Origin of the sequence: Neobacillus mesonae, assembly GCF_001636315.1 — a bacterium.
Taxonomy (GTDB): Bacteria; Bacillota; Bacilli; order Bacillales; family Cytobacillaceae; genus Neobacillus; species Neobacillus mesonae.
The window spans coordinates 1,343,818-1,366,760 of sequence record NZ_KV440949.1; the positions used below are offsets into that span (position 1 = coordinate 1,343,818).

Annotated in this window: 26 protein-coding genes; 8 read left to right on the forward strand and 18 right to left on the reverse strand. The window is 40.7% G+C overall.

Features of this window, described 5'->3' with window-relative positions; all coding sequences use genetic code 11:
• The first annotated feature begins 146 nt into the window (after positions 1-146).
• The gene (locus A6749_RS06710) at positions 147-1,664 is read left to right on the forward strand and encodes an MDR family MFS transporter (protein ID WP_066386607.1); all 1,518 of its coding nucleotides are present in this window, start codon (positions 147-149) and stop codon (positions 1,662-1,664) included.
• Between the two features lie 41 nt (positions 1,665-1,705).
• Here the strand turns inward: A6749_RS06710 and A6749_RS06715 are convergent, their stop codons facing one another.
• The 7 genes from A6749_RS06715 to A6749_RS28315 form a co-directional block, all read right to left on the reverse strand.
• Entirely contained in the window at positions 1,706-2,104 is a 399-nt protein-coding gene (locus A6749_RS06715; RefSeq protein ID WP_066386618.1) for a cytosolic protein, read from the reverse strand.
• 119 nt (positions 2,105-2,223) lie between these two features.
• Entirely contained in the window at positions 2,224-2,367 is a 144-nt protein-coding gene (locus A6749_RS28310; protein ID WP_161487115.1) for a hypothetical protein, read from the reverse strand.
• Positions 2,368-2,384: 17 nt separating this feature from the next.
• The gene (locus A6749_RS06720; protein WP_066400859.1) at positions 2,385-3,608 is read right to left on the reverse strand and encodes a tetratricopeptide repeat protein; all 1,224 of its coding nucleotides are present in this window, start codon (positions 3,606-3,608) and stop codon (positions 2,385-2,387) included.
• Between the two features lie 213 nt (positions 3,609-3,821).
• Positions 3,822-5,078, reverse strand: coding sequence for a S8 family serine peptidase (locus A6749_RS06725; protein WP_066386623.1), 1,257 nt, complete (start codon positions 5,076-5,078; stop codon positions 3,822-3,824).
• A 183-nt stretch (positions 5,079-5,261) separates the two neighbouring features.
• Positions 5,262-6,200, reverse strand: a complete 939-nt coding sequence (locus A6749_RS06730) for a magnesium transporter CorA family protein (protein WP_066386633.1) — start codon at positions 6,198-6,200, stop codon at positions 5,262-5,264.
• A 261-nt stretch (positions 6,201-6,461) separates the two neighbouring features.
• Positions 6,462-7,361, reverse strand: a complete 900-nt coding sequence (locus A6749_RS06735) for a cation diffusion facilitator family transporter (protein ID WP_066386636.1) — start codon at positions 7,359-7,361, stop codon at positions 6,462-6,464.
• Positions 7,362-7,543: 182 nt separating this feature from the next.
• Positions 7,544-7,690, reverse strand: a complete 147-nt coding sequence (locus A6749_RS28315) for a hypothetical protein (protein ID WP_161487116.1) — start codon at positions 7,688-7,690, stop codon at positions 7,544-7,546.
• Between the two features lie 89 nt (positions 7,691-7,779).
• Here A6749_RS28315 and A6749_RS06740 point away from each other — a divergent pair, with 89 nt between their 5' ends.
• The gene (locus tag A6749_RS06740; protein WP_066386639.1) at positions 7,780-7,992 is read left to right on the forward strand and encodes a YozQ family protein; all 213 of its coding nucleotides are present in this window, start codon (positions 7,780-7,782) and stop codon (positions 7,990-7,992) included.
• A gap of 46 nt (positions 7,993-8,038) precedes the next feature.
• Here A6749_RS06740 and A6749_RS06745 read toward each other — a convergent pair whose 3' ends face one another.
• A complete protein-coding gene (locus A6749_RS06745) occupies positions 8,039-8,794 on the reverse strand; it encodes a TraR/DksA C4-type zinc finger protein (RefSeq protein WP_066386643.1) in 756 nt (251 codons plus the stop codon).
• 217 nt (positions 8,795-9,011) lie between these two features.
• Between A6749_RS06745 and A6749_RS28320 the strand changes: the two genes are divergently transcribed.
• Both A6749_RS28320 and A6749_RS06750 read left to right on the forward strand, forming a co-directional pair.
• Entirely contained in the window at positions 9,012-9,167 is a 156-nt protein-coding gene (locus A6749_RS28320; RefSeq protein WP_161487117.1) for a hypothetical protein, read from the forward strand.
• Positions 9,168-9,179: 12 nt separating this feature from the next.
• A complete protein-coding gene (locus tag A6749_RS06750; RefSeq protein ID WP_066386645.1) occupies positions 9,180-10,532 on the forward strand; it encodes an amino acid permease in 1,353 nt (450 codons plus the stop codon).
• Between the two features lie 32 nt (positions 10,533-10,564).
• Here A6749_RS06750 and A6749_RS06755 read toward each other — a convergent pair whose 3' ends face one another.
• From A6749_RS06755 to A6749_RS06770, 4 genes are all read right to left on the reverse strand, one after another.
• Positions 10,565-11,191 carry a LysE family transporter gene (locus A6749_RS06755; protein WP_066386646.1) on the reverse strand — a complete coding sequence of 209 codons (627 nt, stop codon included), beginning with the start codon at positions 11,189-11,191 and terminating at the stop codon, positions 10,565-10,567.
• Between the two features lie 134 nt (positions 11,192-11,325).
• Complete coding sequence (locus tag A6749_RS06760) at positions 11,326-11,760, reverse strand: GtrA family protein (protein ID WP_066386648.1); 435 nt, start codon at positions 11,758-11,760, stop codon at positions 11,326-11,328.
• A complete protein-coding gene (locus A6749_RS06765; RefSeq protein ID WP_066386657.1) occupies positions 11,726-12,754 on the reverse strand; it encodes a glycosyltransferase in 1,029 nt (342 codons plus the stop codon). The genes A6749_RS06760 and A6749_RS06765 overlap by 35 nt, the downstream gene beginning before the upstream one ends.
• 18 nt (positions 12,755-12,772) lie before the next feature.
• Positions 12,773-14,443, reverse strand: a complete 1,671-nt coding sequence (locus tag A6749_RS06770) for a DUF6044 family protein (protein WP_066400860.1) — start codon at positions 14,441-14,443, stop codon at positions 12,773-12,775.
• Positions 14,444-14,599: 156 nt separating this feature from the next.
• Here A6749_RS06770 and A6749_RS06775 point away from each other — a divergent pair, with 156 nt between their 5' ends.
• Positions 14,600-15,595 (forward strand): potassium channel family protein, encoded by a 996-nt coding sequence (locus A6749_RS06775; RefSeq protein WP_236719627.1) that lies wholly within the window; start codon positions 14,600-14,602, stop codon positions 15,593-15,595.
• 57 nt (positions 15,596-15,652) lie between these two features.
• Here A6749_RS06775 and A6749_RS06780 read toward each other — a convergent pair whose 3' ends face one another.
• The 3 genes from A6749_RS06780 to A6749_RS06790 all read right to left on the reverse strand — a co-directional run bounded on the left by A6749_RS06780 (position 15,653) and on the right by A6749_RS06790 (position 18,627).
• Entirely contained in the window at positions 15,653-15,919 is a 267-nt protein-coding gene (locus tag A6749_RS06780; RefSeq protein ID WP_066386659.1) for a phosphocarrier protein HPr, read from the reverse strand.
• A 32-nt stretch (positions 15,920-15,951) separates the two neighbouring features.
• A complete protein-coding gene (locus tag A6749_RS06785; RefSeq protein WP_066386661.1) occupies positions 15,952-17,301 on the reverse strand; it encodes a glucose-6-phosphate isomerase in 1,350 nt (449 codons plus the stop codon).
• A 162-nt stretch (positions 17,302-17,463) separates the two neighbouring features.
• Positions 17,464-18,627: an iron-containing alcohol dehydrogenase gene (locus A6749_RS06790; RefSeq protein WP_066386664.1), complete on the reverse strand. Its 1,164-nt coding sequence runs from the start codon at positions 18,625-18,627 to the stop codon at positions 17,464-17,466.
• A gap of 138 nt (positions 18,628-18,765) precedes the next feature.
• On the opposite strand from A6749_RS06790, the gene A6749_RS06795 reads away from it, so the two are divergent.
• Positions 18,766-18,999, forward strand: a complete 234-nt coding sequence (locus A6749_RS06795; protein ID WP_066386669.1) for a DUF378 domain-containing protein — start codon at positions 18,766-18,768, stop codon at positions 18,997-18,999.
• Positions 19,000-19,047: 48 nt separating this feature from the next.
• Here the strand turns inward: A6749_RS06795 and A6749_RS06800 are convergent, their stop codons facing one another.
• Both A6749_RS06800 and yugI read right to left on the reverse strand, forming a co-directional pair.
• Entirely contained in the window at positions 19,048-20,256 is a 1,209-nt protein-coding gene (locus A6749_RS06800; RefSeq protein WP_066386671.1) for an ornithine--oxo-acid transaminase, read from the reverse strand.
• A gap of 159 nt (positions 20,257-20,415) precedes the next feature.
• Positions 20,416-20,814, reverse strand: a complete 399-nt coding sequence (gene yugI, locus A6749_RS06805; protein ID WP_066386674.1) for a S1 domain-containing post-transcriptional regulator GSP13 — start codon at positions 20,812-20,814, stop codon at positions 20,416-20,418.
• A gap of 230 nt (positions 20,815-21,044) precedes the next feature.
• Here yugI and A6749_RS06810 point away from each other — a divergent pair, with 230 nt between their 5' ends.
• Positions 21,045-21,269, forward strand: a complete 225-nt coding sequence (locus A6749_RS06810; protein ID WP_066386683.1) for a helix-turn-helix transcriptional regulator — start codon at positions 21,045-21,047, stop codon at positions 21,267-21,269.
• A 148-nt stretch (positions 21,270-21,417) separates the two neighbouring features.
• Here the strand turns inward: A6749_RS06810 and A6749_RS06815 are convergent, their stop codons facing one another.
• Entirely contained in the window at positions 21,418-21,684 is a 267-nt protein-coding gene (locus A6749_RS06815) for a DUF1871 family protein (protein ID WP_066386687.1), read from the reverse strand.
• Positions 21,685-21,772: 88 nt separating this feature from the next.
• On the opposite strand from A6749_RS06815, the gene A6749_RS06820 reads away from it, so the two are divergent.
• Positions 21,773-22,936: a MalY/PatB family protein gene (locus A6749_RS06820; protein ID WP_066386697.1), complete on the forward strand. Its 1,164-nt coding sequence runs from the start codon at positions 21,773-21,775 to the stop codon at positions 22,934-22,936.
• Positions 22,937-22,943: the final 7 nt, after the last annotated feature.

Here is a 22,943-nt window from a genome sequence, read left to right on the forward strand (position 1 = left end):
CGAAACGTACTGGTGTCAGGCACCATGTGAAAATTTCACATGGTGCCTGACACCTTTTCCCACAAAAATCCCATTGACAGTTCCTCCCTTTCTCATTAAAATTTCTATAGCATTTCAAAAAAATTCCTATTACAAGGAGATATTGTATGATTAATAAAGATTCGAATATCAAGCCCGTGGTTGCCGGTCTCCTGCTTGCGATTCTCATGTCGGCCATGGATAACACGATTGTGGCTACGGCGATGGGGACCATCGTTTCAGACCTTGGCGGGCTTGATAAGTTTGTCTGGGTCACTTCCGCTTATATGGTAGCCGTTATGGCGGGAATGCCGATTTTCGGTAAACTATCAGATATGTACGGCCGAAAACGCTTTTTTATTTTTGGTCTGATTGTTTTCTTAATCGGCTCCGCCTTATGCGGTATTGCTCAAACCATCGTGCAGCTAAGTATTTTTCGGGCGATTCAAGGGATTGGCGGCGGTGCGCTGATGCCGATTGCTTTTACGATTGTGTTTGATATTTTCCCGCCTGAAAAACGCGGCAAAATGACAGGCCTTCTCGGTGCTGTTTTTGGAACATCGAGCGTGTTAGGTCCGCTCTTAGGTGCCTATATTACTGATACCATTAGCTGGCACTGGATTTTCTATGTCAACATCCCGCTCGGCTTAGTTTCAATTATCTTAATTTCCCGCTATTATCATGAATCATTACAGCATGTGAAGCAAAAAATTGATTGGCTTGGCGCCATTACATTGGTCATTTCTGTTGTCAGTCTCATGTTTGCGTTAGAATTAGGCGGAAAAGAATATGCTTGGGACTCAACGCCAATTATCAGCTTGTTCGCAAGCTTTTTAATCCTATTTATTGTGTTCTTCATTGCCGAAGTAAAGGCGGAGGAACCTATTTTGCCGTTGTGGCTGTTTAAACGGAGGCTGTTTGCTACCTCGCAAATCCTGGCATTTTTATATGGGGGAACGTTTATAATTTTAACTGTATTTATTCCGATTTACGTGCAAGCTGTTTATGGTGGTACGGCAAAAAATGCCGGTTTGATTTTAACACCGATGATGCTTGGGTCGGTTGCCGGAAGTGCAATTGGAGGGATCTTTTCAACGAAAACCTCCTATCGAAATTTGATGGTTATTTCTATCATTTCCTATGTAATTGGTATGTATTTACTTGGAACAATGACCGTTGATACTTCTAGATTGTTACTTACCATTTTTATGATTTTAGTGGGCTTCGGTGTCGGTTTTTCCTTCTCCTTGCTTCCAACGGCTTCGATTCATAACCTTGAGCCGCAATTCAGGGGTACAGCCAATTCGACGAACTCCTTCCTGCGCTCATTTGGGATGACGCTTGGAGTCACAATCTTTGGCACAATACAAAATAATGTTTTTACAGACCAGTTAAAAGAAGCTTTTAAAGGCATGGGCGGGGCTGGCGGTCAAACCTTTAAAATGGGCGATCCACGGGAAATTTTCCAAGCTAGTGAAAGGGCGAAAATCCCTCCAGTTATCTTAGATAAAATTATTCATGCAATGTCAGCTTCGATTACGCATACTTTCTTGCTCGCTTTGATTCCGATTGCGCTCGCTGCCATCACCATCTTTTTCATGGGAAAAGCCCGTATTGAAATAAAAAAAGAATCTGCAAGAAGCTAATAAAAAGCACTGGAACCTTAATAGTAGGTCCAGTGCTTTTTTTATACTTCAAGATCTCTGCCCTCTTCAATGATATGAAATAATAGGTGGGCAAGATGATGAATCGGGCCGTATTCCTCATCTTCCTCCTCTTCTACTTCCTCGTTAAATTCCAAATCATTTAGATACAATGCCATAAATTCGTAAAAATCGCTTAATTGGAACGCATAGCAGGCTGAAGGCTCTTCATTGTCCTCTTCATACTGCAGCATCATGTAGGAAATGTCACCATCCTTATCGGCGCCATCGAAAAAGACGAAAAAGCCGATATTCGTATCAAGCTCAAATAAATGCCTTGTCCCGCCCTCAGTAGCCTTGTCAAAATCCTCTTGACTTAATTTCTGAATCTGCATTGTATCAACATTATCCTCTTGATGAAAACTTACTACAAATGATTGCACTCATAAACCCTCCTGACTCACAGCCATATTAAAAAACACATATACAGTATACCCTAATATACAATGAATCATTGCTAATTAGGCACAAAAAAATCCCTGAAGATTCAGGGATTTAATCATCAACCGATTGGCGGGTGGATTGGATATGATTGCGTGCTGCTATCAGCTGCAACATTAAAAGACTTTTGTACCTCTACACCCTTATTTGTAGAAAAAAGAAATACCAATGATAATGAAAATAATAATACTGCAATTTTCTTCATAAATTTTTTCCTCCTAATTACTCTGTTATTTTATTTAAATATTTTACTGCCTCTACTATCATGCCTTTTTGATTGTAATAATCGGCAAGCATTTTATAAAAAAGAATTAGATCGTCAGCGTACTCATTTGCCCCTTCCAAAAAAGGAATTACCTTTGTTTCCAAGTATTTAAATCCTTTATCTGATGAGACTAATTTGAGTAAGTAAAACTCAGCTAAAAGCGAGAACTTTTTATTGCCCAAATCTTTTGCCAAAGAACTTACTTCCTCGAAGCACGCCTTAGCTTTTTCAATCGACTTTAAAGAGTATTGGAGTTCTCCAACAACATATAAAGTAACTAGATAGTCGTGATTATGATCTGGTTGTAACATTAAGCTTTTTTGATAATAATAAAGTGCCTGCTTAAAATTCTTCATCTTTTGCTGCAGATACCCCATATTATGAAAAACCTGAGGGAGTAATTGTTCTTCCTTAACTATTTCTGCATTCCTAATTAAATGCTGAAAACAAGCCTGTGCTTCTTCATATATATTGGAATGGGTATAATTAATCCCTAGCAGCATGAGTGTGTGGAGAATTCTAATAAAATTAAACTCATTCATAAAAATTTGTAAGGCCAGCTTGCCAAAATGGATTGCATGACCGGACTGCTCCAATGAACTCTTAATAAATGCCCGATGATAGAGCAATTCCCCATTAAAAGACTCATTATTATTTTCATTAAACAAATCATCAAGGATCTCATCGGCATTCTTATATTGGCCCTTCCACATTAAAAATACCGCATTATAGTAACGAAATAAATAGTCTTCATGTTGGGAAAAATTTTTCTTTTGCTTATGTAAAAGTTCTCGCTGCAACTCCGCTTTATCTAGTAAACCTTTAAATAATAAATATCTGTATTTATAAAGTTCCCAAATATAGATATACTTAGAAAAGGGTATAAAGTGTTCTATGTCTTTCAATTTTTGATAGGTATCTTCAATTTGATCTTTTAAATAAAAATTAATATGGCTGCTGAATTCTCTTAACAGGAATTTAATTTGCTCTTCGTTTTCTTCCATTTCCTTCATGCTGATATTTAATCGTTCTAGCAGAAGAGCAACCGTTTCTTCATTTGCTTCTTTTGAATTGTTTTCTATCTTACTTAAATGGGGAACTGAGCAAATTCCCTTCGCAAGTTCTCCCTGGGTCATTCCTCTTTGAGTTCGATAGAATTTAATGAGGGCTCCAAATTCCATAATTTTATCACCCGGCTTGTCTGTCATTTCTTTCTATTTTACACTAAAGGACCCACTCCTGTCAGACTTTTTAGACTCTTTTTCAAATATATGGGCCATCCAGGTATTTACGTCTATAATAGCGGTTTTTTCTGACAACATTCTACACTATCCGACAGATATACCGCCCTACACACACAATAAACTATTCCCCGAATGGCCTCTAATATTTGTTTATTTTACTCGTGGGAAGCCAAAGCCTGAGGCAATGTCATCACCTGTGGCAGCGCTAAGACCGCCTTTGATATCATTGGCCTTTGCCCGGTTTTGCAGCTCATTACGAAGCTGGAGATTGGACCATAATGGATTTGCCGCCCAAAGCTTTGCTGCCAGCCCGGAAACATGTGGCGTCGCCATGGATGTTCCGCTGATTGTATTATACGCGCCGTTATTCCATGTGGATTCTACTGCCCGGCCCGGTGCAGACAGTTCAACATCCCGTTCCTGAATTAAATAATCGCCAGCTGTTGACGCATTTCCCCTTGATGAGAAATCAGCTACCCGATAAGTGCCATTTTCCTGAACATTTTCTAAAGCCGCTACTGCGACCGCATTAACTAGGGCGCCTGGATAGTCGATTGTACCAGCATTTGGGCCGTCATTTCCGGCAGCTGCAACTACCAGTACACCTTTACTATAGGCATAATCAACCGCGCTGGATATTAGTGAATCCTTTGAATTTGAGCCAAGTGACATTGAAATGATGACATGCGCCCCAGTACGAGTACCTTCATCAGCCGCTTTGCGAATTGCAGCGGCAATATCATCCGAATACCCGCTGCCACGGTTATTCAACACCTTATAAGCCCAAAGCTTTGCTTCTGGAGCTACACCGTAAATTCCAGTACCATTGCTGCCGCCATTCGCCAGCACCGTTCCTGAAACATGCGTGCCATGCCCGTTGCCATCGGAACAGCTTCCCTCAATTAAAGGGGATTTATTTTGTGAAAAGTCCTTACATTGCTCAATATTGCCAGCTAAATCCACGTGATTGAAGACTCCCGTATCAAGAACTGCAACCTTTATACCACTGCCGCCGGAGGTTTTGGCGATAGCGGCATCATTATAAATGGCCTCAATCCCCCATGGTGTTTGGTCACTAGGAACCGCTTTAGCATCTGCGCCCGGTTTCCCTTTTTGATCCGGGTTTGCGTTGAGCTGCAGTTCTGGCAGCTTTTCAATCTTTAAATTTTTATTTTTTGATAGGGCCTGATATTGCTTGGCATTAACCGTAGTAGTAAAGCCTTTGTCCGAAAAATCCCAGCGGACACCGTAATTTGCTTTTGCTTTTGCCTTTTCAGCGGTTGGCCCTTGAATTAATACCCGGTAAGATTCCTGTTCACTTGTTTGTCCAAATGCCGCCGTAGCAAACATTGAGACCCCCATCACCACACTCAGTACCGCAGATCCAAAAATTTTCCTCTTTTTCATTTCAAATCTCCCTCCACCTAAAATTCACAATCGTACACTGCTGTACTAGTCTTATTCAAATTTCAATGGTGAAAGTACATAATTATCATTCTAAAAAGTTGGGAAAATTTTATTTTTTTGTGCAAAACTAATCGTTTTTTTTAATAAAAAAAATAAAAAAACCAGCCCTTTGGGACTGGCATTCTAAAAATATTTCTTTTTCCAAAAAATAAAGGCTGTTAAAAAAGCAAAAAAACCAGCAATGACAAGCGGGATTACATATGAATAAGCAACATGCTGAAATGGAATATCCACGTTCATCCCATAGAAACTTGCGACCATAGTCGGTAATGCAAGAATAATAGTTATTGAGGTTAAAAACTTCATCACAATGTTTAAGTTATTGGAGATGATTGAAGCGAAAGCATTCATCATTCCCGTTAAAATGGTATGATATGTTTCAGCCATTTCAATCGCCTGTGTTTTTTCAATAATAACGTCTTCTAATAAGTCCTTATCCTCTTCATACATTTTTAAATAATTGAAGCGTAAAATTTTATCCAAAACGACTTTATTTGATTTGAGTGAGGTCGTAAAATAAACCAAACTTTTTTCTAATGCTAAAAAAGCATACAATTCTTTATTTTTTAATGATTGGTGAACGACCTTTTCAATTTCATTTGTTTTCTTATTAATTTGCTTTAAATAGCGAAGGTAATAGGATGAAATGACAAACAAAAGCTGTAAAGCAAAACGTGTCTTTTTAAAGGTAAAGAATTCCTTTACACGGTTTTTGCGAAATTCATCAATAATTGGAGAATCCTTTAAGGAAACAGTAATAATATTATCATTGGTCAGGATAATGCCAATTGGAATGGTTTCATACGCGGCCATACCGGATTCATCGTGGACAATATAAGGGAAGTCGACAATGATATAGACCCTGCCATCATCCCGTTCAATTCTTGGACGTTCTTCATCGTCCAGTGCGTCTTTAATAATATCGACGTCAACCTGGGCCGCATTTGATACTTTGTAAATCTCATCGGCCGTTGGAGCAAACATATTGACCCAGCAGCCTTTTGATATGACATCAACCTTTTCTAACACTCTAGTTTCGGTGCTTTTAAAAATTTCCAACATGTTAAAACCTCCCCGCTTACATTAATCGAGGAAGCCAACAACCCTTCGAGAGCTGATATTCTTGATTATCAATTCAAAGAAAACATTGACTTCCCCGTACCTACTGCTAGGATCCGGATCTATGGGATAACTCAAAAATATCAACTCCTTTACACGTTTAAATTTTATCAGCAGCCGACTCTGACCGCTGAATTGGATTTATATTATTCTTTCTTATCATAAACCCAAAATCTTGAAAGCACAAATACCTTTTTTAAATGTTCATGATTTTCCCTCGGGAAAATAGGGGTTTAAATGAATCAGCACTTCATGGATATTATCATTCTGATCCATTAATTTTCCTTTGATTGTTTTAGCAAGATCGTGGCCTTCTTTTATCGTTTTATAATGGTCAATTGAGATTCTTAAATCAACCAAAACATAATGACCAAGCTCTCTCGCCCTAATACGGTCAATGCGCTTTACTTCTGGAAATCCTTTGATGATAGTAATATATTCCTGAATCGTTTCGGTGTTAATATTCCGCTCAAGTAAAATATCAAATGCCTCGGTTAACATCTCTTTGGCGATTCTAAAAATTAAATAGGCGACAAAAATACTTGCAACCTTGTCTCCGTATAGTAATAAATGAATATCATGCCGCTGGCCGATAATAGAACACAGTACCCCGATCGCTGCAGCAATTGATGCCACAATATCAGCTTTGTGATCGTAGGCAATGGCTTCAATTGCTTTACTGCTATGCTGCTCGGCTACCCGTAAAGAACTACGATATAAAATCACTTTTGCGACAAATGAAAAAACAGCTACCCACATTGCGAGAATACTTGGTGATTCGACTTCTTGGAAGAAACCCGAAATACCTTCATACACAACATAGATGGATACAAGCAACAGCAGAATCCCAACAATTTCTGAAACAATGACTTCTGCCTTTCCGTGGCCATAAGGATGCTCCTTGTCGGCAGGCTTATTGGAGATTTTAATGACCAACAGCACAATGACAGAGGCAAACACATCTGCGGCGGAATGGATCCCGTCTGCAAAAACAGCATCAGATTTTCCATACCAGCCAATAAGGATTTTTCCTAACGTAAGGATCACATTACTTATCACACTAATCCAGGCTATTTTCTTAGCCAGGGCTTCTCTCATGACCATAGTAAACCACCTTTGTTATCCTTTCGAACAATAGCTACTATATCGCAAATAATTCCTTAAAACAATTCTCATTGGAAAATTAACTCTTTATTTTTCCGGAACACCTTTTGGGTCTCGATGCGGGCAAAATCAGACCCTCATTTTGACCGCGGACACCCTTTGACACCTCGGTCCGGGCAAAATCAAACAAGATCCCCTTCTTCTCCATCCTTTTCCTTTTTCATCATCTCGATGTCCTCGATAATGGTGATTTTGTTTATTTGGTCATGAAGGAAATGGAAGGCTTCATCCAGCTGTTCACGGGTTGGAAACTCATTTCTTTTATTCATGTTCAATAGCTCCTTTTATTTTTATGAGTAAGACTTAGCAAAAAAGAAGAAAATACCGTTGAATCCATTTTACAAAGGAGTGTTATACATTGGACAAACAAAACCAGAAAGCGAATCCTGAAAAAGAAGTGGCCGGGAGTTTCTATCATCCAAGCTATTATCAGGAAAAAGATACCCTATCTGCAGGCTTAGCAGAAACACATGAGCAGGTGAGCGACGTTTATGCTGAAGGCGAAATCGGTGCTGTCATTGAAACTGAAGATGGTCAAGATATTCCACTAAACAGCGGCGATCAAGGGTAAAACTAGAGAAAACAGCTTTTTTCATTAAAAGCTGTTTTCTTTTTACTTACTTATCATCATCCACATACGGATCATGCTCAAACGCCGGCAGATCTCCAAAACTTGTCATGATGCCTTCTTCATCTAAAGCCTCTTCATACTGCTCATGCTGCGGATTTGGGTAGACTTTTACATTTTTGCCGTACATATCATTGCCTACAAAGTTTTCATAATCCTCAACATAACCAATATTTTCATCCGCCTCTATATAGATATCCTGATAGTCATCCTGAGAAAATGCAAGGTCGGACGGTGTTTCAGATGTTCCCCATTCAGCAACAGCCTGCCAGGAGTCCTCTGCATCAAAGGCAACATCCTCGTCTTTATTATCCATATCAAATTTTCCCCACGGGGGCATTAGCACTCCCTCTTCAATTGGACGATTATGCGAAGTCACCTGGTCTGGACTATGTTCGATACAATAAGTTGTATTGGGCAATGCCTCAAGGCGTTCCAGCGGAATTTCTTTGCCGCACACCTCACACTTTCCATACGTTCCATTTTCCATTGATTCAAGTGCTTTATCGATATTGCTGAGCTGAATTTTATAATGCTCCAGCAGGGCATTGTCTTTTTCCCTTTCAAAAAGAGATGAACCTTCGTCGGCTGGGTGGTTGTCGTAGCTGGACAATTCCCCCATCGACTCATGCCAAAAGCCGCGTTCATAATCGAAATGATCATTCTGTTCAAGGTTCTCTTGTAACTCCGCCTTTTCCGCCAATAGCTGTAACCGTAAATCTGCGAGCTTTTCTGTTGATAACATGGTATATGCTCCTTTCAGAGAAAAACGCTTATTAATAAATCTATTTCCACAAGTTTATTTGCAGGTTTTAATAGCTCTTCCTTATTTTCATTTGTTTTGCGGTTGATTATGTACTAAATATTTAATTCCATCAAAAACCATGGAACTAATCGCATAAGAACGTGCCGGCAGTGTATCTTAAAAGAGAGTAAATTGCTTAGGAAATGAGGAGATTCAGTTGATTAATCCAGATTTCGACAAATTCAGAAAGGTACAGAAAAAGCATGAACCGGAATACTTAGGAAACGATAGAAACCAAAAGCCTGGGTTAAATGACCGGGACTATAATAATCAAAGTGACACTGATAAATCACCTGGGGCGGGCCGTTCATAAAGGAGTATCTTGATGAGTAAATCTAAGTCTGGGGCACAGGAAAATAATATGAAATGGTGGCAGTTATCTCTTTTTGGGATCGGTTGTACAATTGGTACAGGTTTCTTTCTTGGCTCAAGCTTGGCAATCAAAATGACGGGGCCTTCTCTGTTAATTGCCTATGTCATTGCCGCTGTTGGCACATATATGGTATTTGATGCCCTTTCAAAAATGACCGCACAAGAGCCCTTAGAAGGCGGATTTAGGTCCTACGCAAAAAAAGCATACGGCCGCTGGGCTGGCTTCAGCAGCGGATGGGTGTACTGGGTATCAGAAGTCTTGATCATGGGAAGCCAAATGACGGCCCTTTCGATTTTTTCTAGGTTTTGGTTTCCCAAAGTACCGCTTTGGCTGTTTGCGGCTGGCTACGCCATTCTTGGACTTGTCGTTATTTTAATTGGTGTAGGTTTATTAAATAAACTGGAAAACATTTTAGCAGTGATAAAAATATCGGCCATTCTCATGTTCATCATTATTGCCTTGCTTGCGATATTTGGCATAATTGACGGGGACCGACCGATCGAATATCCCAACAGCAAAAAGGAGCTTCTTCCTGGAGGAATCCTTGGATTATGGTCTGCCGTTATTTTTGCTTATTACGCCTTTGGAGGTATTGAAATATTAGGATTAATGGCAACAAAATTAAAGGACCCAAAGGATGCACCTAAAGCAGGACGGGTCATGCTGTTTTCCCTTATGATTATCTATGCTCTTTCCATCGGACTTGCCGTTATGATGGTCTCTTGGCATAAATTTAATGACAAGGAAAGCCCGTTTGTCATCGCCTTGGATGCTTACAATCTGTCATTTGTACCGCATATTTTTAACGGCGCCTTGATTATTGCCGGATTCTCAACTATGACCGCATCACTATATGGTGTGACAAGTGTTTTGGTAACCTTGGCCGAAGAAGGCGACGCACCTGTTAGTTTTTCAAAAAAGGGAAAGTTGAAGGTACCGCTGCCGACGTTAATTCTAACCATGCTTGGGATTGCCTCTTCTGTTGTTTCCGCCCTGTTAATGCCAAATAAAGTATATGAATACATTACTACTGCAGCCGGGCTGATGCTTCTTTATAACTGGATGTTTATTCTGGCTTCGCCCCGAAAACTGCTAAAGCTAAAGAAAATGGATAAAATTAAATATTTTATTGGAACCGTCTTTATTTTAATCGCTGTCAGCGGAACATTGTTTCATGATACAAGCAGACCAGGATTTTTTATCAGTTTAGCATTCATCGGAGTAATCGGCGCCATCACCTTGATTATGAATACGAAATGGAAAAAGAAACGAAAGCGGGTATTATACCCGTGGCCGACATCGTAAAAAAGCCAGCGTATTATTACACGCTGGCTTTTTTAACCAAATAAATTTTGAAATGCCTGGATGCCAAAATAAATACCGAAACCAATTAACGAAGCGCCTGACAAAAGTGAAATTGTAACCAATAACTGTGAGGTCAAATACTTTCGAGAACTGCTGGCCACACTTGCCATCGTAATATCCCACAGCAATAGCCCGATAAAAATGGCACTGCTATAAAGCACTAATTGTGCGGTTTCATAGGTAGCTGCTGTTTTGGCAAGAACCGAGCCGTAAATCCCAAGCCAAAACAATATCGTTAACGGATTGGAAATCGACATAAAAAAGCCGGTAAAGAATGATTTATATAGCGGTTCCTTTGACCTGGCATACTCTAAATGAATTTTCCCAGCATTCATCATCGTTTCAATCCCAGTATAGATAAGAACAAAAAAGCCAAACAGCCATAAAAAATTCTGCATGAATTCTGTTTCCAGAAACTTGACAACCCCTATGTAAACAATCAGCATATAAATACCGTCAGCGACAACGGCCCCCACTCCAACAAGCCACGAGTGTAAAAACCCGCTTCTAATCCCGCGGTCGATTTGGGCGGCATTAACAGGACCAATCGGCGCCGCCAGTGACAAACCTAACAAAATATAGCTCAAAAACACGTTCATCTAAGTTCTCCCCCTACTGTTAAAAAAGCCTGTCTACACATTCTTATTCAGCAATAGGAGGTTGTACCACAAAAAAACAAACGGGTTTGTGCTCATAAATCATTCCGCGAGAACAAAACCCGATTAAAATATCATTAGGCAGTTGTTATTTTCTTAAACACAATATATTTTTGACCAAAATAATTGCTAATCGTATAGAATCCGCTTCCCAACAGGACTGAGCCGTTTTGCAACATGGCCTGATCTGCAGTAAATATTTGTCCTGCTGCCTGAAGGATCTTTTCACTGCAAAAATAAGAACTAAAATAGCAAATGAAGATAATTGCACAAAAACGCGGAATCCCTTTTTGAAAGGAGATCGTGCTCCTGAATGTGAAAGTTCGATTTAATAAAAAACTGACACAAGCCCCGATCGTATTCCCTGTGAATGTTGAAATCCAGTAAGAGAGTCCCAAGGAATTTAAAAGAATTAACATAATAAGCAGACCTGTTAAGGTATTTACGACTCCAACCAGGAGAAAACGGATAAAATCACTATTTACCGGTTTCAGAAACTTTACGATAAACAAATTCTTCCTCCCTACGCTTAAGCAGCTGACGTTTTGGTACCGATAGATTAAAGGTATCAATATCAACAATGAACTTTGGACGCTGCTTTGCTTCTTTATAAATCTTTCCGACGTACTCGCCAATTAAGCCAATCGCAATAAGCTGCAGCCCGCCAATCAGCCAAATCGATGTAATCAGCGATGTCCAGCCGGTTTGGGTAGCCCCTAAAAATTTTAAAGCCAAAAAGTAGCTGCCAAATGCAAGGCTCATTAGAAAGGAAACAAAACCGATGACAAGAACAAAGCGAATCGGTGAAATCGAAAATGAGGTAATGCCGTCAAAGGCAAAGGCCAGCATTTTCTTGAACGGATATTTCGTTTCACCTGCTTTCCTTTCCAAGCGGTCGTAGTATACCACGTCTGAGCGGAAGCCAATAAGCGGAACAATCCCCCTTAAAAACAGGTTTACCTCTTTAAAACGATCCAGTTCCTTGATGGCCCGCTGGCTCATGAGCCGGAAGTCGGCATGATTATAAACAAGGTCAACCCCTAAGCCTTTCATCAGCTTATAAAAGCTCTGTGCGGTACTTCGTTTAAAAAACGTATCTGTCTCCCGGCTTTTACGCACCCCATAAACGATTTCACAGCCATCATGGAACTTGAGCATGAACTCACGGATGACACGAATATCATCCTGAAGATCCGCGTCAATCGAGACAACGCAGTCAGAAAGGTCCCGAGCCGCCTCAAGTCCGGCAAGCAGCGCATTTTGGTGACCGACATTGCGGGCTAATTTAAGACCTTTCACATATTTATTTTTCAAGCCTTCTTTATAAATAATCTCCCATGTCCGATCCTTACTTCCATCATCAACGAACAGAATTTTACTGCGGTCGGAAATAAGCGATTCAGCCGTCAGCTCATCTAATAGCTCCTGAAGGCAGGTTATCGTTTCCGGCAAAATTTCTTCCTCGTTATAGCATGGTACCACAATAGTAAGGACTGTATCCTTCATGCTGCATACCCCCGATGTCTACATTGTCTTATACAAGTAAATTTTCCATGCAGAAAGCTTTGATACGAATACTTTTTCAAGAGTTAATTGATTTTCCTCCGCATTATCTATCGGTAACGCCGAAAAGATAAAGGTACCCCCGAGTTCCTTAAACACATCGGTATTTAACTGTAAATCCCTTAAGTGCCGTTTGGAGTCTTTCTTAATCATGTACCTTTTCCCAAGCTGTGCTGTAAAAATATAGCAGCGCCCGCCCCATTTATCAAAATACTTGCGGATGGTTTTATTTTTTGCCAATTCCTGTTCGATTATTTTTCTAAACTCATGTTTATAGCTTAATGGATAAAAATTATTATAGGTATCAAGCGTATAAAAACCGTTGTACTGTGCAATCGCGGGGTGGATCCCAATACTGGCCACACGGTATTCCTCCTGTGGCAGGGCGATATGTTCTTTTATTTCCTGAAACAATTCCTCCGCGTAGAATTGCTTCACAGATGGTTTTTTCTGATAAATAATTTCGTCATTAAATAAACCAAGCAGCAATATTTGCATCACCGCGAGCCACTTTGCTGTTTTTGACCAGCTGAACCCTTGAAGGGAAATTATTTTTAATGCTAGGGCAAAGCTGGCATATATCACAAGCGGCCTTAAGAAATGATAGCGGGCAAAATTAAACGTATCCATAAAGTGAAATTTCTTTGTTATGGGGAGCCATCCTTCATAAAACCAAAACGCATACCACAGCGACAATACAAAGTTCAATGTAAATAGAAAGACAAATAACTTTTCCTGCTTCCACAGCTTCTTAGAGAAAACAAAGTAGAGCGCAATTAAAGTAGCGGGCAGGATAAATAACGTATGTACTGTCATAACATGGGTATGACCAAACACATAATTTTTCAGTGTCAGACGTGCAACACGCCAAAGAGGAAGTTCGGCATGAAAATATTCATCCCGGCTATTTGGCTCGCCTTTAAATAGAAACGAAAATAGTAAACGATACTCCACAATCATATATACAAACGACATATAAGCGATTGAAAAAAGAAAACGAAAATTCCAGCCCTTTCCCTTGAGAAGGTCAACAAGCCAAAAGACCGCCATCGCGCTTAAAAAGAAGAAAAAGCCTAAGACAATACTGGAGTAAAGCGGCAATAACGTTAGAACGAGATAGTCTTTGAGTGTCCCTTCACCATTGCGAATATTAAGGAAGGCCCATAGTGCGAGCGGCATCCCTAAAGTGCTAAGCATTCCCGAAGGCCAGAATGGCGTCAGTGCAAATGCCAGTGATGCGGCAACGTTCAGCGTCATCCATCTTTCACCGGGCAGCAAATGCTTTTTTAATAGCAAATACATCCCGAAAAAAGCAACTACTCTTGTTAATGCCTGACTGAAACCATAGGCGACCATCGTTGGAAAAATGGCATACAGCCAGACAATGACACTATATTCTGTCCCAAAAGCATTTCTGGATAAAAGACCGTTAATGATTTGAGGAATGGCCCCATTGACGCCGCCAAACAGCTCGCCGCTTCTTGCAAGGACCTTATACCAGGCAAGATTGGAATCCAAATTGTCATGAACACGGATATGAGCATTTTCCTGTAAGATAAATAACGGCGAAAGGTAGATTGCGATTACAACCAAAGCAAAGATTAGATATCTTCGCTCTTTTCTTGTTTCCATCATTACTTTTTCACACCTCTAAAATCCCTTATAAAAATCGGTCATTTTCCCTATAAACTTTGCTTATTGTTACAAAATTATTCTTGTTCAACTCCAAACTTAGCTTTTATGATAATCCTTTTTTTGGTTAACACTAGATGATAGATCAGAAAAGAGGTGGGGCAACTGACGAACAAAGTATTTATCCGTTTTTGGCGAATGCCGCTGTTACTTAGAATCCTATTAATGGCAATCTTTGTCTTTCTATCATTTGGCATTTCCATACACTTTTTAGAACCGTCTACGTTCCCTACTATTTTTGATGGCATCTGGTGGGCGATTATAACTGCCTCCACCGTTGGGTATGGGGATTATGTCCCCCATTCCCTCTGGGGCCGGCTGACGGCGCTCATTTTAATATTACTAGGCGCAGGGATTGTCTCCTCTTACTTCGGAACTTTGGCGGCAGCCGCTGTAACGAAACAAGATGCTTTTACAGAAGGAAGGCTTCCCTTTAAAGGAACAGGCCATATTGTCATTGTCGGCTGGAATGAGCGGTCACGGGAGTTGGTAACAAAGCTGACCCAGTGCAGCAAACCGCAAATGATTGTGCTAGTCGACGAAACACTGGAGACGATCCCGGTGAAATCAAAATTTGTTCATTTTATCCAGGGGAAGCCTCATGTGGATGACACCATGATGAATAGCGATATTGCAAATGCGGAGAAGGTTTTGATCACGGCGGACCGTGGAAATAATGAATTGCAGGCAGATATGAACAGCATTTTGACCCTGCTGACCATTAAGGGGCTTTGTCCGAATGTAAAATGTATTGTTGAAATATTAACCGCTGAACAAGTTATTAATGCCTATAGAGCGGGGGCCGATGAAGTAATTCAATCCAATAAATTAACAAGTGTGTTCATGATGAATAGTCTCCACTCCAACGGGGACGGGCTGTTATCCCATGTAATCGAACATTTTGAGGAATGCAGATTATCAGCCAATCCGATCAGCGAAACAGATTTAGGAAAGAACTTAGAAGAACTATATCTGGGATTTCAGCAAAAAGGCACTCTCCTCATTGGAATCAAAAGAGGGAAGGACATCATTCTGAACCCTCCCCACTCTTATAAACTAGAGAGACAGGATGAACTCATTGTAATTAACTGAAAAGGGTGTCAGGCACCATGTGAAAAATTCACATGGTGCCTGACACCCTAGTGTTCTTTATTTTGCTAAGCCTTGGTTTACAAGTGTTTCTTCTAGTGCTTTAAGGGCTTCGTCGGCGTCGCTGCCTTCAGCGCTAATTTTGATTTCTGCGCCTTTAGGGATTCCTAAGGACATAACGCCCATGATTGATTTTAAATTGACACTTTTGCCTTTGTATTCCATATTGATTTCAGAATTAAATCTGCCGGCTGCCTGTACCAATAATGTTGCCGGTCTTGCATGAATACCTGTTTCATCAATGATTGTAAATTGTTTTTCTGCCATCGTAATCAAACTCCTTTTAAAAAGTATTGTTTTTATTTTAGCCTTTTTTCAAGTTCTGCTTTCTTCTCTTCGAATCCTGGTTTGCCTAAAAGGGCGAACATATTGACTTTATAGGCTTCGACACCCGGCTGATCGAATGGGTTAACACCAAGCAAATAGCCGCTCATAGCACATGCCTTTTCGAAGAAATAAACCAGGTAGCCAAATGTGTACTCATCCATCGCAGGAATCGTGACGATTAAGTTTGGTACACCGCCATCAGTATGCGCCAGCATTGTGCCTTCAAACGCCTTATTATTGACAAAATCAACCGTTTTACCAGCTAAGTAATTTAATCCGTCCAAATCATTTTCCATTGCTTCAATGGTTAATTCATGGCGCGGCTGTTCCACCTTAACGATTGTTTCAAAAAGGTCTCTGCGTCCTTCTTGGACATATTGCCCAAGAGAATGTAAATCTGTTGAGAAGTTCGCGGAAGAAGGATAAATTCCCTTTTGGTCCTTCCCTTCACTTTCGCCGAACAACTGCTTCCACCATTCAGAGAAATACTGAAGACCTGGCTCATAATTAATCAGCATTTCAATAGTTTTGCCTTTGTTATATAAAATATTGCGGACAGCAGCGTATTGGTAAGCTAGATTTTCCTTTAGCTCGGATTTACTAAAGTCCTCTTGTGCTTTAGCAGCCCCCTCCATCATTTTTTCAATATCCGCACCGCTTGCCGCAATTGGAAGTAAGCCTACTGCTGTAAGCACCGAGTAACGGCCGCCGACATCATCCGGAATAACAAAGGTTTCATAGCCTACTTCGTCTGCTAAAGTTTTTAATGCCCCTCTTGCTTTGTCTGTTGTAGCAAAAATTCGTTTACGTGCTTCCTCTGCTCCATATTTTTCTTCTAACAGCTTACGGAAAATCCGGAAGGCAATCGCAGGTTCAGTTGTAGTACCTGATTTAGAAATCACATTAATCGAAAAGTCTTTGTTCTCAAGAAGGTCAATTACATCTTTCATATATGTAGAACTTATGCTGTTTCCAACAAAAATAATTTGCGGTGTGCCGCGTTTCTCTTTCGGCAAGGCATTGTAGAAGCTGTGGTTCAGCATTTCGATTGCAGCTCTCGCTCCAAGATAGGAACCGCCAATCCCGATGACTAAAAGGATATCTGAGTCAGTTTTAATTTTTTCCGCAGCTTTTTGAATCCGAGAGAATTCTTCTTTGTCGTAGTCTGTCGGGAGGTTAATCCAGCCTAAAAAGTCGCTCCCTGCCCCAGTTTGTTCGTGTAGTGAATGATGGGCGACTTTGACAGCGTCTTGTAAATAAGTAAGCTCATGTTCACCAAAGAATGGCAGTGCTTTTGAGTAATCAAAACGAACGTGTGTCATCTATGATCCTCCATTATTTTATTTTCAATAATCACTTTAACCTATGCCAGATAGATTAGCAAGAAACCTCCATCTTGTAAGCGCGACCAATTTTATAAGGTTTCAATCGGGTGTCAGGCACCATGTGAAAAATTCACATGGTGCCTGACACCCAGCTAATTTTTATAGTGCTGCACGATAAATTGCCAGTACATCTTGGCGGTTTAATTTGGTGAAATTGCCAAATTCTCCGTTTGCCATTGCTCGGTCTGCCATGATGTCGATTTTGCTGTCATCTATGTCGTAATCAGCCAAACGGACTGGAGCCTCGATGCTGGTCCAGAAATCCCGCAGTTTTCGAATTCCTTCTAGGCCTGTTTGTTCTGCAGTTTTCCCTTCTGGATCGACTTCAAATACTCTAACTGCCAGCTGCTTGAAGCGCTCAGGCTTTACCTTGATGTTATGCTCCAGCCAGTGCGGGAAGAGAATCGCCAGCCCGCCGCCATGTGGAATATCATAAACGGCAGACACAGCATGCTCAAGATTATGGGTAGCCCAGTCACCGCGGTAACCCATATTTAAAGTACCATTCAGAGCCATTGTCCCCGCATAAAGAATCGTTGCGCGAGCATCATAGTTTTCCAAGTCTTGAAGCAATTTAGGAGCAGTTTCCATAATCGTGATCAGCAAGGACTCACACATCCGGTCTTGATAATTGGTATTTTCGTCGAGGTGGAAATAATGTTCCAGAACATGCGACATCATATCAACAATGCCATAAATGGTCTGATTCTTTGGAACAGAAAAAGTATTCACCGGATCCAGGATGGAGAATTTCGGGAACGTTACAGGACTTCCCCAGCCATATTTTTCGTTTGTTTCCCAGTTTGTAATGACTGATCCTGAGTTCATTTCTGAACCAGTAGCCGCTATCGTTAAAACTGTGCCAAACGGCAGGGCCTCGGTCGCAAATGCTTTTTTCACAACTAAATCCCAAGGGTCGCCATCATACTTAGACCCGGCCGCAATTAGCTTAGTACAGTCAATTACACTGCCGCCGCCAACTGCAAGCAAGAAGTCAATTCCTTCCCGCTTACAAATCTCAACCCCTTTTCGTGCCGTTGATATCCTTGGATTAGGTTCGACACCGGGAAGTTCAAAAACTTCCGCTCCAATTTCCTGAAGCAGGCTGGTCACTTTTTCATAAAGTCCGGTCCGCTTAATGCTGCCACCGCCATAAACAAGGAGCACCTTTTTCCCGTATTTCGGAACCTCTGTTTTTAGCTGTTCAAGTTCCCCTTTTCCAAAAATCAATTTTGTTGGATTATAAAATGTAAAGTTTTGCAAATTGATCCCTCCAATTCATTTTTCATTATTATGTAAAATACGATATTTTGCAAAAAACTAGTTTGCCAAATTGATTTGAATAGAATATTTACCTCCGTCTAATCCTAATCATAAAAATTTAAAAAGGGGGGAAGCAGTTTGAGTCCCATTCAACGCATCGCCCTAATGCTGACCATTATCGGCGCGATTAATTGGGGGTTACTTGTTTTTTTTCAGATAGATCTAATCTCGAGTAGTTTTGGCGGCCGAAATGATGAACTGGCCAAGATCATTTATGGTTTGATCGGAGCTGCAGGGCTGGTGAACCTTGGATTATTTTTTAAACAGGAGAAAGAGTTCGTCATTGAGTCTGAAGTGAATCGAACCAGATAAAAGGAATCCGGGAGAAGACTGCTTTTCCCGGCTTTCTTTTACCATTTATTACGATCCAAGCACCTTGTGAATCCGCTCAATCGCCCAATCCAATTCTTCTTTAGTAATCACAAGCGGCGGTGCAAAGCGAATCACACTTTCATGTGTTTCCTTACATAGCAGCCCTTCTTCTTTTAATTGCTCACAATATTTGCGGGCCTCTTCGTTCAATTCAACACCAATGAACAAACCGCGGCCGCGAACTTCCTTAATCATAGGGTTGTTAATCTGCTTTAATTTCTCTATAAAATATTCCCCAAGCTCTAATGATTTTTGTGCCAATTTTTCATCAATCAAAACATCAAGGGCAGCGATGGAAACCGCACAGGCCATTGGATTCCCACCAAAGGTCGACCCGTGTGAACCGGGGTTAAATACACCTAAAATATCTTTGTTGGCCACAACACAAGAAATCGGGAATACCCCGCCGCCGAGCGCTTTTCCAAGTATATAAACATCCGGTTCAATCCCTTCCCACTCACAGGCAAACATTTTTCCGGTACGTGCTAAGCCGGCCTGGATTTCATCAGCAATAAATAATACATTATTTTCCTTGCAAAGCTCATATGCCGCCTTCATGTACCCTTCCGGAGGGATCACAATCCCTGCCTCGCCTTGAATTGGTTCTACTAAAAAGGCGGCTGTATTCGGTGTAATCGCTTGTTTCAAAGCTTCGATATCCCCGTATGGAACCAGCTTAATTCCCGGCAGCATCGGACCGAATCCGCGTTTATATTCCTCTTCCGATGACAGAGACACCGCTGTCATTGTTCTACCGTGGAAGTTACCGTTACAGCCAATAATCTCCGCTTGGTTATCTGGGATTCCTTTAACCTCATAGCCCCAGCGGCGTGCCGCCTTAAAGGCAGTTTCCACAGCTTCAGCCCCTGTATTCATAGGCAGCGCCATATCTTTGTTTGTTAGCTTACAGATTTTTTCGTACCATGGACCGAGCTGGTCATTATGAAAGGCGCGTGAAGTCAAGGTAACTTTGTCTGCCTGGTCCTTTAACGCTTGGATAATTTTTGGATGGCGATGACCCTGGTTTACAGCAGAATAGGCACTAAGCATATCCATGTATTTAGTGCCTTCCGGATCCTCCACCCAAACACCTTCTGCCCGTGATACAACAATTGGCAGCGGATGATAGTTATGGGCGCCATATTTCTCTGTTTGCTCAATGATTTTTTGTGAATTTACACTTGTATTCACTCTCATTCCTCGCCTTCTAATTGGTCATATATTTCTATTGTAGCCTAGGAGCTGATAAAGAATGTTACAAAATTTTAACAAAGACCCGTTTTCCCCGGCTAAAACTCCACACAAAAAAGCCTAAGACTCATCCTCACAGAATCTTAGGCTTCTTTCCACTCTTTATTATTTTTTAATTAAATCTTCACCCTGGGATTGGTCAATCCATTCTTGAAGTTTTTCTTTCAGCGTGTTGAAGCCCTGCTGACCTTCACCTTCAGGAATAATCGCTGCAGCCTGGCGTCTGCGCGGCTTTCTTGGACGTGCAGCTTGAACGGAGGGCTCTTCGGTCGCCTTAATGGAAAGGCCGATTTTTCCAGCTTCCTCGTCAACTGATAACACTTTCACCTTAATTTCGTCGCCCACTTTAAGGTGATCATGAATATCTTTTACATATCCATGAGTAATTTCCGAAATATGGACAAGTCCTTGTGTATTTTCGTCTAATGCTACAAATGCCCCATATGGCTGAATACCTGTTACTTTACCTGTTATAATACTTCCCGTTTCAATATTTCCACTCATGAAAACACTCCTAAATAGATAATAATTTACACCCCTATATACGCAGTATAAAATTATATCATAATAAGGGAATGGAAATCAAAAACTAACCTGGACAATCATCACTAATTTTAGCAAAAAATAGACAATGTAAGAAAATCGTAACATAATATTCAAATTAAGAATAAGAAAAAAATTTGAAATCATGATAAAATTATAATAGGAAAGTATAACTATGAGAGGTGAACAGTATGAGTACAATTGGTCAAACAATCAAAACGGCACGAGAAATGCGGAAGATGACACAAGAGGAATTAGCGCAAAAAGTTAGAGTGGGCACACAAACGATTGAGAATTATGAATCTGGAGAACAAATTCCTAGTACACAAACAATTTTAAAGTTATCTACTGTTCTTGATATTGCGGCATCCGATCTATTAGATAAGCTTAAAAACAGCGAGCCTGCCAAAGGCTAATAAAAAAGCGGGAAAAATATTTCCGCTTTTTTCGCTTTTTAAGTATAAGAAAGGGGAAACTTGGCAAATATAATGACATAAGCTTTCTAGTATTCCCCCCTTTTTTAGTGGACAACCAATCGGATTGTCCACTTTTTTTTGGGCAAAATTAAATGGAACAGGAATCCTGGTCCTCCATCACTTTTAATAATTCCACCGCTATTTCCATACAGCTTTCGAGCGGTATGATTTTTTCAAATGAAAACTCATAAATACTTTGAATCTTCTTCGCCAAGGTTAATGGATGCTCGTACATATGAACGGCTTGAATACAATCGGCTATTTCTGTTTCATAACTTTCATTATCTAATTGAAACGGGTTCCATTCCGTTAATAAATCGACTAACTTTAAGTTTGTCTGCACTTCTTTTCTCATAATCGTAACCCCTATTATTTTAACATTTGCTGAAAATATTTTATCATAAGAAGTAGGTTCGTTGAAAATATTGGAGGTGGGCCAGTTTATGACATTCTTTAATGAAAAAATTGACCGTTTGAACACAGCTTCAGTCAAGTGGGAAGCAACGAAAGAGATATTTGGCGAAACTGATTTGTGGCCAATGTGGGTTGCGGATATGGACTTTAAACCACCCCAGGCTGTTATCGAGGCAATCAAAAAACGTGCCGATCACGGGGTTTTTGGCTATACATTTATCCCGGAATCAACGAAGCAGGCAATTGCAGCATGGGTGTCAAAAAGACACAGCTGGACAATTGATGGTTCTTGGCTGTTATATTGCAGCGGTGTGGTGCAGGCCATCAGTACCGCCATTCAGGCGTTTACTGAGGAAGGCGACCGGGTGCTGCTGCAATCTCCTGTTTACACACCTTTTTTCGAAATGATTAAACAGAATAACAGAACCGTCGTCAATTCACCGTTGATCCTGGAGGGGAATCAATACAGGATTGACTTTGCCGCCTTTGAAGAAGAACTGAAGAAAGGCTGCAAGCTGTTCCTTTTATGCAGCCCTCATAACCCTGGCGGCCGTGTGTGGACGAAGGATGAACTGCTCCAAATGGGGGAATTATGCCTAAAGTATAACTGCCTCATTCTATCAGACGAAATTCACTCCGATTTGGTTTACAAAGAATATAAACATACACCAATCGCATCCATAACGGAGACATTGTCAGAGAACGTGATTACCTGCATTGCTCCAAGTAAAACCTTTAATTTAGCAGGTCTTCAGGCTTCTGTTGCGATTATTAAAAATAACACATTACGTAAACAATTTGATGATACGTTAAAACGTCAAGGCTTCTTCACCCTTAATACTTTCGGCATCATTGCCATGGAAGCGGCATACCTTGAGGGGGAAGCGTGGCTTGAAGAGTTAATGGCATACTTACAGGATAACAAACAGTATGTATTAAACTTTTTACAAGAAAATCTGCCGGAAATCACTTGTATCGATTCAGAAGGAACCTACTTGCTCTGGCTTGACTGCCGCAAGCTTGGGTTGTCAGATCAAGAACTGCGGGCCTCACTGCTTCAAAAAGGAAGGCTTGCCTTAGAGCCGGGTACAAAATACGGCCTAGGCGGCGAAGGCTTTGTCAGAATGAATATTGCTTGTCCAAAGGAACACGTAATCGAAGGACTTAATCGTTTAAAAATGGCCTTTAAATAACTAAATA

Coding starts and splice junctions, on each gene's coding strand:
- A6749_RS06745 (WP_066386643.1), bottom strand. CDS start 8,794: ATGTTATCAACAGAAAAGCTCGCAGATTTACGGTTACAGCTATTGGCG.
- A6749_RS28315 (WP_161487116.1), bottom strand. CDS start 7,690: ATGAATAAAAGAAATGAGTTTCCAACCCGTGAACAGCTGGATGAAGCC.
- yugI (WP_066386674.1), bottom strand. CDS start 20,814: ATGAGTGGAAATATTGAAACGGGAAGTATTATAACAGGTAAAGTAACA.
- A6749_RS06820 (WP_066386697.1), top strand. CDS start 21,773: ATGACATTCTTTAATGAAAAAATTGACCGTTTGAACACAGCTTCAGTC.
- A6749_RS06780 (WP_066386659.1), bottom strand. CDS start 15,919: ATGGCAGAAAAACAATTTACAATCATTGATGAAACAGGTATTCATGCA.
- A6749_RS06815 (WP_066386687.1), bottom strand. CDS start 21,684: ATGAGAAAAGAAGTGCAGACAAACTTAAAGTTAGTCGATTTATTAACG.
- A6749_RS06730 (WP_066386633.1), bottom strand. CDS start 6,200: ATGTTGGAAATTTTTAAAAGCACCGAAACTAGAGTGTTAGAAAAGGTT.
- A6749_RS06810 (WP_066386683.1), top strand. CDS start 21,045: ATGAGTACAATTGGTCAAACAATCAAAACGGCACGAGAAATGCGGAAG.
- A6749_RS06725 (WP_066386623.1), bottom strand. CDS start 5,078: ATGAAAAAGAGGAAAATTTTTGGATCTGCGGTACTGAGTGTGGTGATG.
- A6749_RS06770 (WP_066400860.1), bottom strand. CDS start 14,443: ATGGAAACAAGAAAAGAGCGAAGATATCTAATCTTTGCTTTGGTTGTA.
- A6749_RS06735 (WP_066386636.1), bottom strand. CDS start 7,361: ATGGTCATGAGAGAAGCCCTGGCTAAGAAAATAGCCTGGATTAGTGTG.
- A6749_RS06765 (WP_066386657.1), bottom strand. CDS start 12,754: ATGAAGGATACAGTCCTTACTATTGTGGTACCATGCTATAACGAGGAA.
- A6749_RS28310 (WP_161487115.1), bottom strand. CDS start 2,367: ATGAAGAAAATTGCAGTATTATTATTTTCATTATCATTGGTATTTCTT.
- A6749_RS06720 (WP_066400859.1), bottom strand. CDS start 3,608: ATGGAATTTGGAGCCCTCATTAAATTCTATCGAACTCAAAGAGGAATG.
- A6749_RS06710 (WP_066386607.1), top strand. CDS start 147: ATGATTAATAAAGATTCGAATATCAAGCCCGTGGTTGCCGGTCTCCTG.
- A6749_RS06750 (WP_066386645.1), top strand. CDS start 9,180: ATGAGTAAATCTAAGTCTGGGGCACAGGAAAATAATATGAAATGGTGG.
- A6749_RS06755 (WP_066386646.1), bottom strand. CDS start 11,191: ATGAACGTGTTTTTGAGCTATATTTTGTTAGGTTTGTCACTGGCGGCG.
- A6749_RS06785 (WP_066386661.1), bottom strand. CDS start 17,301: ATGACACACGTTCGTTTTGATTACTCAAAAGCACTGCCATTCTTTGGT.
- A6749_RS06800 (WP_066386671.1), bottom strand. CDS start 20,256: ATGAGAGTGAATACAAGTGTAAATTCACAAAAAATCATTGAGCAAACA.